This is a genomic window from Sulfitobacter sp. HNIBRBA3233 (assembly GCF_040149665.1).
Lineage (GTDB): Bacteria > Pseudomonadota > Alphaproteobacteria > Rhodobacterales > Rhodobacteraceae > Sulfitobacter > Sulfitobacter marinivivus.
The window spans coordinates 2,072,146-2,086,459 of record NZ_JBEFLP010000001.1; the positions used below are offsets into that span (position 1 = coordinate 2,072,146).

The window sequence follows — 14,314 nt, forward strand, 5'->3', positions numbered from 1 at the left end:
TCCTACTCGTACAATCCGTCCATTTTGCGGGCCAGTTTCGCGTCCAGCGTGCTCAACCCGTCGACATCATGCGTCGTTAGCGTAACGGTTACCCGATTGTAAACATTTTCCCATTCCGGATGGTGATCCCATTTGTCGGCCCAGATCGCCGCGCGGGCCATCCACCCGAACGCATCGGCAAAATCGTCGAACTTGTATTCCTTGCGGATCGCATCGCGACCCTCGGTCAGGCTCCAGCCGTTTTCCAGAAGCGGGTCCAGCAGAGGTCCGCGTGTTTCGGCGCTCAATTTCTCGGTCATTCCTGTTCCTCAATCTCGGTTTTCCTGAAGGGACCGTATTCGGTCAGCACTTCAATTTCCTCGTCGACCGCGCGACGCTCGGCCAAAAGATACTCTCCGACAGCGCGGGCAAAGCCCGGATCGCGCATCCAGTGCAGCGACCACGTCGGCGTGGGCAGATAGCCGCGCGCGAGCTTGTGTTCGCCCTGCGCGCCTGCCTCGACCGTGGCCAGCCCCATCTCGATCGCAATGTCGATGGCGCGATAGTAGCACAGTTCGAAGTGCAGACACGAATGGTGCTCCACACAGCCCCAGTATCGTCCGAACAACGCGTCGCGACCGATAAAGTTCAATGCACCGGCGATCCAGCGGCCATCCCTTTCGGCCAGCACCAGTGCGATGTCGTCGCGCAGCGTCTCGTGCGCGATGTCGAAAAACGCGCGGGTCAGATAGGGCGTTCCCCATTTGCGCGCACCGGTGTCCTGATAGAACTGCCAGAAGGCGTCCCAATGATCGCGGGTGATCGCGTCGCCCGTGAAGGTATGGATCGTGCCGCCGAAGTCCTGCGCGGTGCGGCGCTCCTTGCGCAGGGTCTTGCGTTTGCGCGAGTTCAGGCTGCTGAGAAAGTCGTCGAAGGTCGCGTAGCCGTCGTTTCGCCAGTGGTATTGCTGGCTTTTGCGCACCATCAGGCCCAGATCCTCGGCGCGGGCGGCCTCGTCCCCGGTGCAGAAGGTCACGTTGACCGAACTGAGGCGATTGTTCTCCGTCAACTGCACCGCGCCCTGCACAAGCGCCGCGAAACCGGTGTCTTCGAACCCCGGCCGTGTCAGGAACCGCCGGCCCGTGGCCGGTGTATGGGGCACCGCGATCTGCAATTTCGGGTAGTACCGCCCGCCCGCACGTTCATAGGCATGGGCCCACGAGTGGTCGAAAATGTATTCGCCCTGGCTGTGGGATTTGGCATAGAGCGGGGCAACCGCGATCACCTGATCGTCGATGCGCGCGACAAGGTATTGCGGCTGCCAGCCGGTGCCGGGCCCGACGCTGCCGCTGTCTTCTAGCGCGCGCAGGAACCGGTAGGTCGTGAAGGGATCGACGGCACGTCCGCCCTCTGCCGCTTCCGGACAGGCGCAGGCATCCCACGTCTGCGCGTCGATTTCATCGAGCGATGAAAGTACCGTGATTTCAACCGCGCGTTCGGTCATGTGCTGCCCTCTGATACCTGCTGTGCTAGGTGGGCCTCGGACGTCCGAGTTCAAGCGCGGATTGGCGCTGCGTAGCCCTCAAAGGTGATTGTATCAGCCACCTTGCGCGCCTGCGCCTCTTCCGCGGGGCTGCGGACCGTCCAGCAGGCAATGACCGCGCCCGCCTCTTTCAGCGCCGCGACCCGGGGCCGGTCGAGATCGGACAGCTCATGGCTGATGAAACCCGCGCCGACAGTGTCGTAATCGGGTATCTCGCGCAGGCGGTCGCAAACCGTAACGGGCAAGGGCCACTCGGACGGGACGTAGGCCGAGGTGGTCAGCCCCCTTGGAACGGTCGGGCACAGGCGCTGCATCTCGGCGACGGAATGGGGATTGAACGACATCACCGCCACATCGCCCGCGTAGCCCTCCAGCGCCTCAGCGACTGCGGCCTCCAGTGGTCCGACCTTGGGGCCCATCGCGCCGTCCTGATCCTTCAGTTCGATCAGCAGCGGCACGCGGCCTGCTATGGTTGCCAGCACCTCGGGCAGATCGGGGATGCCTTCCTGCCCGCCGCGCAGCGCAATGGCCTTCAGCTCTGCCGCGCTCAGCAGCTGCACTGCGCCCTGCGCATCGGTCAGCCGTTCGAGATGATAGTCGTGAAAGACCATCGCAGCGCCATCGGCGCTGAGCTGCACGTCGATCTCGATGCCATATCCTGCATCGACTGCCGCCAGAATGGCCGCACGGGAGTTTTCCGGGCGGCCATCGTGGATATCATGCAGCGCGCGATGCGCCAAAGGAACTTGGGTGAAACTGTCTGGTAGTGCCGGTCGGGTCATTCGATCTCGAAAATGCCTTCGATTTCGACGGCCACGCCCAGCGGCAATGCGCCTGCCGACACGGCAGAGCGCGCGTGACGCCCCGCATCCCCCAGAGCCTCTACGAGGAAATCCGAGCACCCGTTCACAACCTTCGGCTGGTCGGCAAAATCCTTGGTCGAGTTCACGAAGCCGGTCAGCTTCACCACGCGCTTGAGCTTGTCGATGTCGCCGTCACAGGCCGCTTTCACCTGCGCAAGCAGTTGCAGGGCGCAGGTCTTGGCAGCCGCCGCACCTTCCTCGACGCTCATGTTGTCGCCCAGCACGCCGAGGATCAGACCATCATCGGTGCGCGAAATCTGTCCCGACACATAAAGCGTATTGCCCACCCGCACGAACGGCACATAGTTGGCTGCCGGGGCGGAGGCGTCGGGCAGCGTGATGCCCATATCGGAGAGACGTTTTGCGATGCTCATGGCAGCGTTCCTTCTGTTTCATTGATCGTTTGGCAGAGGCTACCCTTCCGCAGGCGAACGCGAAAGGGCCACGATCAACTTTCGCGCCAAGACCGTTTGAAATAATCCGCCATCGGTTTCACAAGATAGGCGAGCGGTGTCCGGTCGCCGGTCTTGATGAAGGCGTCCACAGGCATACCGGGCACAAGAACTGTCCCGTCCGGCAGCCGCTCCATCTGGCCCGCCTGAAGGATGATTTCGGCGCGGAAATAGCTCACGCCGGTCGCCTCGTCGTCAATGGCGTCCGCCGAAATCAGCGTCACGACACCGGTCAGTTCCGGCGTGGTGCGCTGGTCCAGCGAGGACAGCATAAGCTTCACTTCCTGACCGACAGAGATTTCATCGATGTTCGTCGGCATCACCCGCGCCGCGATCACCAGCGGCCTGTCCTGCGGCACCAGATACATGACCGGCTGCGCAGGCTGGATCACCGAGCGGGGCGTGGTGATCTGCATCGAATAAACGATGCCGGACACCGGCGCCCGAATATCAAGCCTTTCGATCTGGGCCTTCAGCGCGCGGCGCTGCTCAACGAGCGAGAGCTCGCGGTAGCGGATCTCGCGCAACTCCGAGATCGCCTCCTCGCGGGCGCGGGTGCCAAGCTTTAGCACTTCGATCTCGATCGTGGTGACCTGCCCTTCGGCCTGCGCACGGGTGGCGGCAAGCTCTCCGATCTCGCCGATCAGGCGCGCCTGTTCACGCTTGAGCCCCAGAACAGTCGCCGCCTGGCTGAGGCCCTGATCCAGCAGGGTCTGCTGGCTGGCCAACTGTTCCTGTATCAGGCTCAGCTGCGTGGCGAGGGATTCCTCCTGCGCGCCGATGCCGACGATCTGGTCCTCGATCTGGTTGCGCCGTTTGCCAAGCTGTTCGATCTCGCGCGCGATGCTTTCGCTGCGCGCCTCGAAGAGGTTTCGCTGCCCCTTCATCAACTCGGCTGCATCCGCGTTGACAGCGGCCATGGCGACAAGCTCCGGATCGAAATCGACCGTATCGCGTTCGTCGCGCTGTGCTTCCAGACGCCCGCGACGGGCCATCAATTCGAAAAGCTGCCCTTCGATCAGCGCCAGTTCGGATTCGTACTGCGTGGGGTCAAGACGGATCAGCTGCTCGCCCGCCGTGACAAGATCGCCTTCGCTGACAAATATTTCTGCCACCGTGCCGCCGGTATCGTGCTGGACGACCTGGCGGTTGCTCTCCACCTCGATGCGGCCAGAGGCGACGACAGCCCCCGCGATGTTCGACAGCACCGCCCATGATCCGAAACCGCCGAAAAGTACGAGAATGCCCAGAAACCCGATGACAAGGGGCTGCCATGCGGACCATTTGTTCTTCTCGGTCATACCACGCCCCCAGACCCGGCTGGTGCCTTCGACAGCTGCTTGTGGTTGGCCACCATCCCCTTGAGCACTTCATCCTTGGGGCCGAAGGCCATGCGCATCCCGCTGTCGAGAACCAGAAGCGTGTCGCATTCCTGAATGGCCGCCGGACGGTGCGCCATGATCAGAACCGAACGGCCCGAGTCCTTCAGTTCGCGGATCGCGCGGTTCAATGCCTGACTGCCCACATTGTCGAGGTTCGAATTCGGCTCGTCCAGAACAAGGATCACCGGCTCCCCGTACAAAGCGCGTGCAAGACCGATCCGCTGCATCTGCCCGCCGGACAGGCGGACCTGCCCCGCCTGCACCAGCGTGTCATATCCCTGCGGCAGCTCCAGGATCATCTCGTGCGCGGCAGCAAGCTTTGCCGCCTCGACCACCTTCGCGTCGTCCGGCACATCCGCAAGCCGCGCGATGTTCTGCGCGATCGTTCCGTCGAAAAGCGTCACGCGCTGCGGCAGATAGCCGATGTGCAGGCCCAGCGTTTCGGTGCCGTAGTGTTCAAGCGCCGCACCGTCGAGCCTCACAGAGCCACCCGCGGGACGCCAGACACCTGTCAGGGTCCGCGCCAATGTCGTCTTGCCAGCGCCCGACGGGCCGATCACGCCAACCGCCTGCCCCGGCTCCACGCTGAAGTTGATTGACTTGAGCGAGGCCTGCTTTTCGCCCGGCGGCACCACGGTCAGGTTCTTTGCGACCAGCTTGGCCTTGGGGCGCGGCAGCGCGGTGCGCGCACCTTCGGGCGGAACGGTGCCCAGCAGCACCGCGAGGTTGTTCCAGCCGGCAATGCCCCGCTGCACGACAGGCCACTGGTTCAGCCCCATCTCGACCGGCGCAAGCGCGCGGCCCAACAGGATGGAACCGGCGATCATCGCACCGGGGGTCAGCTCATTGCGCAGCACCAGATAGGCACCAAGACCCAGCATCGCGGATTGCAGGAACAGGCGCAGCGTTTTGGTCATCGAGGTGAATGTGCCACCGACATCCGTGGCGCGCACATGATCGCTCAACGCCTGGCTGCGGGCCTTTTGCCAGCGGGTGAAAGCGGCGTCACGCATGCCCATGGCCTGCACCATTTCCGCTTCGGTGCGGATCTGGTCGGCCATCGCGGTGGCCTGCTGGCCCGCAACGCCCGCGCGCGCCTGCGCACCGCGCGAGAGCAACTGGTTGGCGATGGTGATGGCGATCAGAATAGCCGCCCCCACCAAGGCAAGATAACCGAGGAAGGGATGGAACAGGAAAATCCCCGCAAAGAAGATCGGCGTCCACGGCAGATCGAACGCGGCGGTCAGCACCGGTGAGGTAATCAGCCGCTGCACCGCTTCGAGATCCCCGAGGCTGGCGCTGGTTTTCACATCGGGTGCGATAGCGGACTTGCGCACCACCGCATCGAACACCCTGCGGTCCAGATCGTCCTGAAACCGCGCCCCGACACGGGCCATGATCCGGCCCCGCGTATAGTCCAGAATCCCCATCACCGCATAGAGAAAGACCACCAGCAGCGACAGCGCGACAAGGGTTTCCTGACTGCCGGAGCCGAGCACCCTGTCGTAGACCTGAAGCATGTACATCGGGCCGGTCAGCATCAACAGGTTGGCAAAGGCCGAAAACAGCCCGACAGACCAGTATAGCCCCCGGCTGCGCTTGCGCACCTGGCGCAGTTCCTCGCGCCCGCGTTTGATCGTATCGCTCTGCATGCGTCCCTTCCAGAAACTACGGCGTATGCCGTCCCGATCAATTTCCGGGTGCGATCCGCCGTATCGGCCCAATACGGCCCGTAGGCCCACAGGTTAGACAGGCCACAGTATGTTTAACAAGAGCTTTCCGAAACCGTCAAAAACGCCGTGTCCGATTTGACTCAGGCCGCGCGGCGCTAGCGGTCGCCAGCCGAGGGGCTGGCGGCGCCGGAGCCGCCACCGCCACCGGAGCTGCCGAAAATATCCTGCAGGACCTGATCGATGACATTTGCAGGGCTCGGCGCGCGCTGGGTGTCGGCCGGGATCGGCGATGTCGCGTTTACCTCTCCTTCAAAGATCACCTGCGGCGGGCGGGGCTGCGCCATGGGCAGCGGGTTGACCGGCAGGCCCTCGTGCACGCGGCTCATGGTTTCGCGCCAGATTTCGGCCGGCAGACCGCCGCCGGTGACACCCTTCAGCGGTGTGTTGTCGTCATACCCCATCCAGACACCCGCAACATAGTCGGCGGAAAAACCGATGAACCACGCATCCTTGGCCGCCGAGGTCGTTCCGGTCTTGCCGGCAAGCTCGCGCCCCCCGAACTGCGCCCGTTGCCCGGTCCCTTCGGAAACGACTTTCTCCATCATATAGATCAGCTGGCGCGCGGCATCTTCCTGAATGACGCGCTCTCCGATGCCGCCACCGGTGCCCATCAAGGGCTCGCTGTCGCCACGCAGGCGCAGGTCGATCAGCCCGTAGGGTTCCACCGACGAGCCGCCATTGAGGATACCCGCGAACGCGCCGGTCATCTCGATCAGCGTGCTTTCGGACGCGCCCAGCGCCAGCGCCGGCCCCGCGGCGAGATCGCTGTCGATGCCGAACTGCTCGGCCACGGCGGTGACCGTCTCGCGGCCCACGGATTCCGAAATCTTGACCGCCGGAATGTTCAGCGACTGCGCCAGCGCATTCGTCATCGTCGTCTGGCCGACAAAGCGGTTGGTGTAGTTCTTGGGGCACCACTCACCCGATCCGGGGATGTTCAGGCAATAGGGACTATCGTCCACCAGATCGTTGGGCGAATAGCCCAGATCCAGCGCCGCCGCGTAGACGAAGGGCTTGAACGCCGATCCGGTCTGGCGCAGCGCCTGCGTGGCGCGGTTGAACGCACCCGAAACCTTGGTTTTGCGACCACCGACCATGGCGCGCACCGCGCCATCCGCGCTCATCACGACGATGGCCGCCTGCGCTTCGGATCCTTCGCTTACCTTGTTCTCGAACACCCAGTTCAGCCCGTCCACCGCCGCGCGCTGCATCCGCTGGTCAAGCGTGGTGCGGATGATCACGTCTTCGGTCGTCTTGCGGGTGAAGAATTCGGGGCCCGTGGACATCACCCAATCGGCGAAATAGCCCCCCGCCCGCGCCTCGGCGGCCTCGGACAGCTGTGCGGGGCTGGCCTGCGCGACGGCTGCCTGTTCGTCGCTCAGGTAGCCCTGTTCGTTCATCAGCCGGATCACGGTTGCCGCGCGGTTGCGGGACCTTTCGAGGTTCGATGTCGGCGACAAGGTGGACGGCGCGGTCAGAAGTCCGGCCAGCATCGCGGCCTCTGCGGGATCGACGGTCGCGGCACTCTTGCCGAAGAACCGCTGCGCCGCGGCCTCTGCCCCGTAGGCACCGCCGCCCATATAGGCGCGGTTGAGGTAGATCGACAGGATTTCATCCTTGGAATATTTCGCCTCCATGGCCAGCGCATAGACCGCTTCCTTGGCCTTGCGCTTGAGCGAGCCGCGACGGCAATCCGCCTCGTACTCGGCCTCTGTCATGCCCGACGCCGGATCATAGGGTTCGCCCAGGCAGAGCAGCTTGGCCGTCTGCTGGGTGATGGTGGAGCCCCCGTGCCCTTCGAGCGGCCCGCGCCCTTCGGACATGTTGATGCGGATGGCAGACGCGATCCCGCGCGGACTGAGACCGAAATGCTGGTAGAAGCGCTTGTCTTCGGTCGCGATCACCGCGTTCTTGAGGTGCGGTGAGACCGTGCTGGCCGTGACGACCCCGCCGAACTGGTCCCCCCGCCAGGCAAAGACCTCTCCCTCGTGGTCGAGCATTGTCACCGACCCGCGCGCACGGCCGTCCAGCAGGTCTTCGACCGGGGGGAGGGTGGTGTAGAAGTAGCCGACGATCAGCGCCAGTATCGTGATGCCGACAAGCGCCGTGCGCGAGAAGACGATCCAGATCAGCCGCATGATCCAGCGCGCGAGCCGCGAAAAGAAACCCAGAACGCCACCGCGTGACGGCTTTTGCGGCCTGCCCCTGCGACGTGCAGCGGCCTTCGGCTTTGCCTTGGCGCCGCTCGCCTCCTTGGAGGTCGCGGGCGCCTTGCGCTTGGACTTCGCGCCGTAGCGATTGTCCGCGATCAGCGGGCGCCCGCGCTTGGGTGAATCACTCATGAATATGGCCTGCTCGGCTGCTGTTTTGCGTCACACTACCTCCAAGAACGCGGATTGTTTAGCGAATGATCCCATTTGATCCCTCAAAAGATCGCCTAATTTTTAATCTCATTTACCAATATGCCTATTATTTGGGCAAATCTCCCGTGTTCGTTACCTTGAATACGTGCCCCTGTCTTCCCATCACGGCCCCCGGCCCTTTTGCTGCAACGGCATCGTGCAGGCACCGCCTGCGTATTCAAAGGGGACAATCAGGTGAAACTCATCATTGCCACGATCAAACCGTTCAAACTCGAAGAGGTCCGCGAAGCGCTGACCGAAGCGGGTGTGCGCGGATTGATGGTTACGGAAATCAAGGGGTTCGGCGCGCAGTCGGGTCATACGGAAATCTACCGCGGCGCGGAATACGTCGTGAACTTCGTACCGAAGGTGAAGCTGGAGCTTGTCGTCGCCGACGGCGTGGCAGACCAGATGGTCGAGGTGATCAGCAAAACCGCCCAAACCGGCAAGATCGGTGACGGCAAGATATTCGTGCTCGATGTCGAGCAGGCGGTGCGCGTGCGTACCGGTGAAACCGGCGAAGACGCTATCTAACTCAAGGACGAAATGATGAATAAGAAGCTTCTCATTCCACTTACAGCCGGTGCGGCACTGCTGCCGTCGCTCGCGCTGGCGCAGGATGCAGCCGCGGTCACCGCCGAAATGGTCTGGATCATGAACACACTGCTGTTCCTTATCGGCGGTTTCCTCGTGTTCTTCATGGCCGCTGGTTTTGCCATGCTCGAAGGCGGTCTGGTGCGTTCCAAGAACGTGACCATGCAGATGACCAAGAACGTCGCACTTTTCTCTCTGGCCACCATCGCCTACTGGGCGTTCGGCTATAACCTGATGTACCCGCTGGGCACATGGTCCATCGAGGGGGTCGTATCGGGCGTCTTCGGGCCCGGTGTACTCGAAGCGGTCGGCATCGACCTTGCAGGTGCCGATGACGGCGAATATGCCTCCACCGGTTCCGACTTCTTCTTCCAGCTGATGTTCTGTGCGGCGACGGCGTCGATCGTATCCGGCGCATTGGCCGAGCGGATCAAGCTGTGGCCCTTCCTGATCTTCGTGATCATCCTGACCGGCATCATCTATCCGCTTCAGGCCTCCTGGAAATGGGGCGGCGGCTTCCTTGACGAAATGGGCTTCCTCGACTTTGCGGGTTCGACCGTTGTGCACTCCGTGGGTGGCTGGGCCGCTCTGGCAGGTGCGCTGATCCTCGGGCCACGTATCGGCAAGTACAAGGACGGCAAGGTGAACCCGATGCCCGGCTCCAACCTCGCTCTTGCGACACTGGGTATGTTCATCCTGTGGCTCGGCTGGTTCGGCTTCAACGGCGGTTCGCAGCTTGCGATGGGTTCCGTGGGTGATATCGCCGACGTCAGCCGTATCTTCGCCAACACCAACGCAGCCGCCGCCGGTGGCGCCGTTGCCGCCCTCGTGCTGACACAGGTTCTGTTCAAGAAGGCCGACCTGACGATGATCCTGAACGGCGCACTTGCCGGTCTTGTCTCCATCACAGCCGAGCCGCTGACCCCGACACTGGGCGCAGCAACTCTGATCGGTGCCGTGGGTGGTGTGATCGTGGTCTTCGCCGTGCCGTTCCTCGACAAGCTGAAGATCGACGATGTTGTCGGTGCGATCCCTGTCCACCTGTTCGCAGGCATCTGGGGCACGATCGCCGTGGTCTTCACCAACGGTGACGCGTCTCTGGGCACGCAGCTCTACTCGATCCTCGTTGTGGGTATCTTCACCTTCGTCGTCTCCGGCGTGGTGTGGCTGATCCTCAAGGCCGTCGTCGGCATCCGCGTCAGCGAAGAAGCCGAGATCAACGGTCTCGATACAACCGAGCTGGGGATGGAAGCCTACCCCGAATTCTCCCGCGGATAACCCTTCGGACCTCCGACCTCCTCCCCGGGGGTCCGAAATCCACGGTAGAAACCGAAAGCCCCGCCCAAAAGGCGGGGCTTTTTCGTTGCCGGATCCCGCAGCTGGGCGACAAGTCCACGCGATCCGGAGCCCGCATAGAAGGCGCGCGCGCACGAAAAAGGCCGCCACGCGCAAAGCATGGCGGCCTGTACATGAAAAGCTGGCGTTCAGATGCCGGCGTCGACGATCGCCTTGGCGAGGATCGGCACGGTCTGGGCGTTCAATCCCGCGATGTTCATGCGGCTGTCCCCGACCATATAGATCCCGTGATCGGCCCGCAGTTTTTCAACCATCTCGGGCGTCGTTCCCAGGCGCGAGAACATGCCGCGGTGCTGGGCAAGAAACCCGAAGCGGTCAGAGCCCGACAGCTTCTGAAGCTCGGCGGCCAGTTGCTCGCGCAGACCGAGCATCGACAGGCGCACATCCTCAAGCTCGGCCTGCCAATCGGCGCGCAGCGCCTCGTCCGTCAGGATCATCGTCACCAGCCGCGCGCCGTGGTCGGGCGGAAAGCTGAAGTTCTGGCGGTTGAGAAAGGCCAGCGTATCCTGATGGAGCTTTCGCGTCTGCGGATCCTGCGCGACCATCATCAGAATGCCCGTCCGTTCGCGGTAGATGCCGAAGTTCTTCGAACAGCTGGCCGCGATCAGGCATTCGGGCAGCGCCCCTGCCACCTTGCGGGTCGCAGCGGCATCGGCGTCCAGCCCGTCGCCAAAGCCCTGATAGGCGATGTCGATCATCGGCACCGCACCCGTCTTTTGCAGGACCGCGATCACCGCGTCCCATTCCGCCGCGTTCAGGTTCGCGCCGGTCGGGTTGTGGCAACAACCGTGCAGGAGGACCACGTCGCCCTTCCGCGCAGTTTCGAGATCGGCAATCATCGCGTCGAAGGCCACGCCGCGTGTTTCGTCATCGAAGTAGCGGTAGGGTACAATCTCCATCCCGAGGTAATTCAGGATCGAGATGTGGTTCGGCCATGTCGGATCGGACACGAAAATCCGCGCATCCGGGCGGGCCATGCGGATCAGTTCGAACGCCTGACGCACCGCACCGGTGCCGCCGGGAGTGGCGGCGGCGGCCACGTGATCGCGAGGCACCGCATCGCCCAGCACGAGATCGACCATCGCATCCGCAAAGGCGGGATCGCCTGCCAGTCCGGTGTAGACCTTGCTGTCCTGCTGCTCCCACAGGGTGTGTTCGGCGGCTTTGACCGCACGCATCACCGGTGTCAGCCCCGATGCGTCCTTGTAGACACCGACACCGAGGTCGATCTTGGTATCGCGCGGGTCTTCGCGGTAGGCCTGCACCAGCGCAAGGATTTTATCGGCGGGTTGTGCCTTGAGCGTCTCGAACATCATGCGTCTCCGGTTGCGACGGGCACTGTGGGGAACATTCCCCATTCGGCCCATGATCCATCGTAAAGCGACCAGTCGGTATGGCCCTGACGCTCAAGCGCCAGCGCAAGCACCGCAGCGGTCACGCCCGACCCGCAGGAGGTAATCACCGGCTGGCTAAGATCGACGCCGGCGGCCTTAAATATCTCTGCGGTTTCCTGCGGCGATTTCATCGTCTTGTCGTCGTTCAGCAAGGTGGCATAGGGCACGTTGCGCGACTTCGGAATGTGACCGGCGCGCAGACCCTCGCGCGGCTCGGGCGCCTCGCCGCGGAACCGGTCGGCGGCGCGGGCATCGACGATCTGCGGGCTTCCCAGCTTTGACGCATGGCTGACCTGTGTCACGTCGCGCACAAGGCTGTTCTGGAACCGGACCGTCATGTGGCGGTCACGGGGGATGGGGGGCATGTCCTCGGTCGGGCGGCCCTCGGCGATCCATTTGGGAAAGCCACCGTCCAGCACCGCGACATTTTCCTGCCCCATCAGGCGGAACAGCCACCACACGCGCGGGGCCGACATGATCCCTGCCCCGTCGTAGACCACGACCTGATGGCCGTCACCGACGCCCATCGCGCGCATCCGCGACATGAACTTCTCGACCGGCGGTGCCATATGCGGAAGTTCGGACCGAGCGTCCGAAATCTCGTCTATGTCGAAGAAACGCGCGCCCGGAATATGGGCGGCATCGTATTCCGCCTTGGGGTCACGGCCTTCGGCAGGAAGGTACCACGAGGCATCGAGAATCCGCAGATCGGGATCTTTCAGGTGCTTCGCCAGCCAGTCGGTCGATACAAGGGTGTTGGGGTCGTCTGTCATGCCATTCCCTTTGAGATGTTTACGCAATCTTGCGTACCCGTGCGCGGGCGTGCTGGCAAGTGTGCAGGCCTTCAGCCCTTCCCGAACGGATCGGTTGCAACGAGTGACGGGCGAGCACACCTCCGCTGCCAGTATCGTGCCAGTGCGGGATAGTTCTGCACTGCCGCGTACCCTTCGGGCGCGGCGGTGAAACAGGCGAGCATCGGCAGTAGGTACATATCGGCAAGGGTCATCCGCCCCGTCAGCACCAGACCCTCTGCGGTGATGGCCTCCAAAACCTCCAGCACGGGGGCAGCCGCCGCGCATCCTTCGGCGATGCGCTGGGGATCGGATGCACGCCCCTCGAAGGCGGCAAAAACGGCGGCATCGAACACCTCGCGCACCATGGGCAGGTAGCCGGATGTATCCAGCAGGCCAATCACCTGATCCATCCGTGCCTGCGCGCGCGCACCGTCCGGGACCACCGGCGCACCGCTGATCCGCTGCAAATGGCGCAGGATCGCAGCGGTCTGCGTGAGTACAAACTCTCCGTCACGCAGAACCGGCACCTGCGCCATGGGATTAAGCGCAAGCAACCGCGGATCTGGCGGATCGGTGAAAGGGTCGACCTCGGCATAGGTGGCAGACAGCCCCATCTCGATCAGGGCGATGCGGACAATGCGGGTGTAGACCGAGTAGCGATAGCCCGTGAGCGTGAGCCGCTCAGCCATGATCCTTCAGCAGGCGCTGCTTTTGGCGGTTCCAGTCCCGCTTGGCAGCGGTTTCGCGTTTGTCGTGGTTCTTCTTGCCCTTGGCGACGCCGATCTTGATCTTCGCAATGCCACGGTGGTTGAAGTACATCACGAGCGGCACGAGCGTCATGCCCTTGCGCTGTGTGGCGTTCCACAAATCCGCCATTTGCTTGCGTGAGATCAGCAGCTTGCGGCGGCGGCGCTCTTCGTGGCCGAATGTCTTGGCCTGTTTGTAGGGCGCGATGTAGGAGTTCACGAGCCACAGCTCGCCATCCTCGACCGCGGCATAGCTTTCCGCGATGTTGCTGCCGCCCATGCGCAGGCTCTTTACCTCGGATCCTTCAAGGATGATTCCGCATTCGATATCTTCCTCGATCGCGTAATCGAACCGCGCGCGACGGTTTTCGGCGATCACCTTGTAATTCGGATCGGATTTGGAGGATGTCTTTACCTGAGCCATAGGGGTGGATGTAGAGCCTGCATCGCCGCCCCGCAAGGGGACGGCCCCATGTCATGGCTCAGGCCGCGCGAAAACCAGGCGTGTCCCCGTTGCTCAGCGCAGCCCGTTCTCAGCGATGTATTTCGTCACATCAAGCACCAGCTGGCCCCGCGCGCGGGCAATCGCAGCCGGTCCGCCCTTGGGGTCGTAGGGCACGCTGAGGTCGAACAGGCCCGAGCGTTCGCGCGCCTGGTACACCCCGACGAAATACTGCCCCGTTGCGCGGTAGATCCCGTCCGTTCCGGCCACCAGATCCGCAAACCGGATATCGAGCGATGCGGCGGCTTCTTCCTCGAAGGGCCAAGGCTCGGACGCGACGCGACGGCCGGTCAGGCGTGCCAGATTGCGGCTGATCTCGAGCCCGATTGCACGTTCCGGTGCATCCGCCCAAAGCACGTCCGAGGTGATCACGGTGCCATCCGGCGCCTGCTGGGCGATTTCGTCGGCAGCCGCGTAGCTGGGCAGCGAGACATCCCGCACCTCGACCGATGCAAACCCGATGCGGATCGTCTCTGCGATCGCGGGGCTCTGGACGGCGACACGGTCCGGTGTGCCGCAGGCCGCAAGGCCCGCCAGCGCCGTCACGAGAGCGAAGGTCTTGAAAAAGGTCATA

The 14,314-nt window shown here is 63.3% G+C and carries 14 protein-coding genes; 2 read left to right on the top strand and 12 right to left on the bottom strand.

The genetic code is table 11. The features are described 5' to 3' along the window. Positions 1–2 precede the first annotated feature (2 nt). From ABMC89_RS10230 to ABMC89_RS10260, 7 genes are all read right to left on the bottom strand, one after another. On the bottom strand, positions 3–299 hold the full coding sequence (locus ABMC89_RS10230; protein ID WP_349567808.1) for a 4a-hydroxytetrahydrobiopterin dehydratase: 297 nt from the start codon (positions 297–299) through the stop codon (positions 3–5). Beyond that, positions 296–1,483: a GNAT family N-acetyltransferase gene (locus ABMC89_RS10235; RefSeq protein ID WP_349567810.1), complete on the bottom strand. Its 1,188-nt coding sequence runs from the start codon at positions 1,481–1,483 to the stop codon at positions 296–298. The genes ABMC89_RS10230 and ABMC89_RS10235 overlap by 4 nt, the downstream gene beginning before the upstream one ends. Positions 1,484–1,533: 50 nt before the next feature. Continuing rightward, positions 1,534–2,304 (bottom strand): glycerophosphodiester phosphodiesterase family protein, encoded by a 771-nt coding sequence (locus ABMC89_RS10240; RefSeq protein ID WP_349567812.1) that lies wholly within the window; start codon positions 2,302–2,304, stop codon positions 1,534–1,536. Next, positions 2,301–2,759 carry a RidA family protein gene (locus tag ABMC89_RS10245; protein ID WP_349567814.1) on the bottom strand — a complete coding sequence of 153 codons (459 nt, stop codon included), beginning with the start codon at positions 2,757–2,759 and terminating at the stop codon, positions 2,301–2,303. The genes ABMC89_RS10240 and ABMC89_RS10245 overlap by 4 nt, the downstream gene beginning before the upstream one ends. Positions 2,760–2,833: 74 nt before the next feature. Next, entirely contained in the window at positions 2,834–4,138 is a 1,305-nt protein-coding gene (locus ABMC89_RS10250) for an HlyD family type I secretion periplasmic adaptor subunit (protein WP_349567816.1), read from the bottom strand. Further along, entirely contained in the window at positions 4,135–5,871 is a 1,737-nt protein-coding gene (locus ABMC89_RS10255) for a type I secretion system permease/ATPase (protein ID WP_349567818.1), read from the bottom strand. Before ABMC89_RS10255 ends, ABMC89_RS10250 begins: the two co-directional genes overlap by 4 nt. A gap of 176 nt (positions 5,872–6,047) precedes the next feature. Beyond that, entirely contained in the window at positions 6,048–8,294 is a 2,247-nt protein-coding gene (locus tag ABMC89_RS10260) for a transglycosylase domain-containing protein (protein WP_349567820.1), read from the bottom strand. A 255-nt stretch (positions 8,295–8,549) separates the two neighbouring features. On the opposite strand from ABMC89_RS10260, the gene ABMC89_RS10265 reads away from it, so the two are divergent. Continuing rightward, on the top strand, positions 8,550–8,888 hold the full coding sequence (locus ABMC89_RS10265) for a P-II family nitrogen regulator (RefSeq protein WP_349567822.1): 339 nt from the start codon (positions 8,550–8,552) through the stop codon (positions 8,886–8,888). 15 nt (positions 8,889–8,903) lie between these two features. Next, the gene (locus tag ABMC89_RS10270) at positions 8,904–10,226 is read left to right on the top strand and encodes an ammonium transporter (protein ID WP_349567824.1); all 1,323 of its coding nucleotides are present in this window, start codon (positions 8,904–8,906) and stop codon (positions 10,224–10,226) included. Positions 10,227–10,432: 206 nt separating this feature from the next. Here ABMC89_RS10270 and ABMC89_RS10275 read toward each other — a convergent pair whose 3' ends face one another. The 5 genes from ABMC89_RS10275 to ABMC89_RS10295 form a co-directional block, all read right to left on the bottom strand. Beyond that, the gene (locus tag ABMC89_RS10275; protein ID WP_349567826.1) at positions 10,433–11,617 is read right to left on the bottom strand and encodes an amino acid aminotransferase; all 1,185 of its coding nucleotides are present in this window, start codon (positions 11,615–11,617) and stop codon (positions 10,433–10,435) included. Beyond that, positions 11,617–12,471, bottom strand: coding sequence for a 3-mercaptopyruvate sulfurtransferase (gene sseA / locus ABMC89_RS10280; protein ID WP_349567828.1), 855 nt, complete (start codon positions 12,469–12,471; stop codon positions 11,617–11,619). The genes ABMC89_RS10275 and sseA overlap by 1 nt, the downstream gene beginning before the upstream one ends. 71 nt (positions 12,472–12,542) lie before the next feature. Continuing rightward, positions 12,543–13,181 carry a glutathione S-transferase family protein gene (locus ABMC89_RS10285; protein WP_349567830.1) on the bottom strand — a complete coding sequence of 213 codons (639 nt, stop codon included), beginning with the start codon at positions 13,179–13,181 and terminating at the stop codon, positions 12,543–12,545. Continuing rightward, entirely contained in the window at positions 13,174–13,662 is a 489-nt protein-coding gene (gene smpB / locus ABMC89_RS10290; protein WP_349567832.1) for an SsrA-binding protein SmpB, read from the bottom strand. The genes ABMC89_RS10285 and smpB overlap by 8 nt, the downstream gene beginning before the upstream one ends. 93 nt (positions 13,663–13,755) lie before the next feature. After that, positions 13,756–14,313 (bottom strand): PqiC family protein, encoded by a 558-nt coding sequence (locus tag ABMC89_RS10295; RefSeq protein ID WP_349567834.1) that lies wholly within the window; start codon positions 14,311–14,313, stop codon positions 13,756–13,758. Between the last annotated feature and the right edge of the window lies 1 nt (position 14,314).

What these genes read in the sequence shown, in the direction of transcription:
- ABMC89_RS10230 (WP_349567808.1), bottom strand. Translation starts at nt 299, where the DNA reads ATGACCGAGAAATTGAGCGCCGAAACACGCGGACCTCTGCTGGACCCG.
- ABMC89_RS10235 (WP_349567810.1), bottom strand. Translation starts at nt 1,483, where the DNA reads ATGACCGAACGCGCGGTTGAAATCACGGTACTTTCATCGCTCGATGAA.
- ABMC89_RS10240 (WP_349567812.1), bottom strand. Translation starts at nt 2,304, where the DNA reads ATGACCCGACCGGCACTACCAGACAGTTTCACCCAAGTTCCTTTGGCG.
- ABMC89_RS10245 (WP_349567814.1), bottom strand. Translation starts at nt 2,759, where the DNA reads ATGAGCATCGCAAAACGTCTCTCCGATATGGGCATCACGCTGCCCGAC.
- ABMC89_RS10250 (WP_349567816.1), bottom strand. Translation starts at nt 4,138, where the DNA reads ATGACCGAGAAGAACAAATGGTCCGCATGGCAGCCCCTTGTCATCGGG.
- ABMC89_RS10255 (WP_349567818.1), bottom strand. Translation starts at nt 5,871, where the DNA reads ATGCAGAGCGATACGATCAAACGCGGGCGCGAGGAACTGCGCCAGGTG.
- ABMC89_RS10260 (WP_349567820.1), bottom strand. Translation starts at nt 8,294, where the DNA reads ATGAGTGATTCACCCAAGCGCGGGCGCCCGCTGATCGCGGACAATCGC.
- ABMC89_RS10270 (WP_349567824.1), top strand. Translation starts at nt 8,904, where the DNA reads ATGAATAAGAAGCTTCTCATTCCACTTACAGCCGGTGCGGCACTGCTG.
- ABMC89_RS10275 (WP_349567826.1), bottom strand. Translation starts at nt 11,617, where the DNA reads ATGTTCGAGACGCTCAAGGCACAACCCGCCGATAAAATCCTTGCGCTG.
- sseA (WP_349567828.1), bottom strand. Translation starts at nt 12,471, where the DNA reads ATGACAGACGACCCCAACACCCTTGTATCGACCGACTGGCTGGCGAAG.
- ABMC89_RS10285 (WP_349567830.1), bottom strand. Translation starts at nt 13,181, where the DNA reads ATGGCTGAGCGGCTCACGCTCACGGGCTATCGCTACTCGGTCTACACC.
- smpB (WP_349567832.1), bottom strand. Translation starts at nt 13,662, where the DNA reads ATGGCTCAGGTAAAGACATCCTCCAAATCCGATCCGAATTACAAGGTG.
- ABMC89_RS10295 (WP_349567834.1), bottom strand. Translation starts at nt 14,313, where the DNA reads ATGACCTTTTTCAAGACCTTCGCTCTCGTGACGGCGCTGGCGGGCCTT.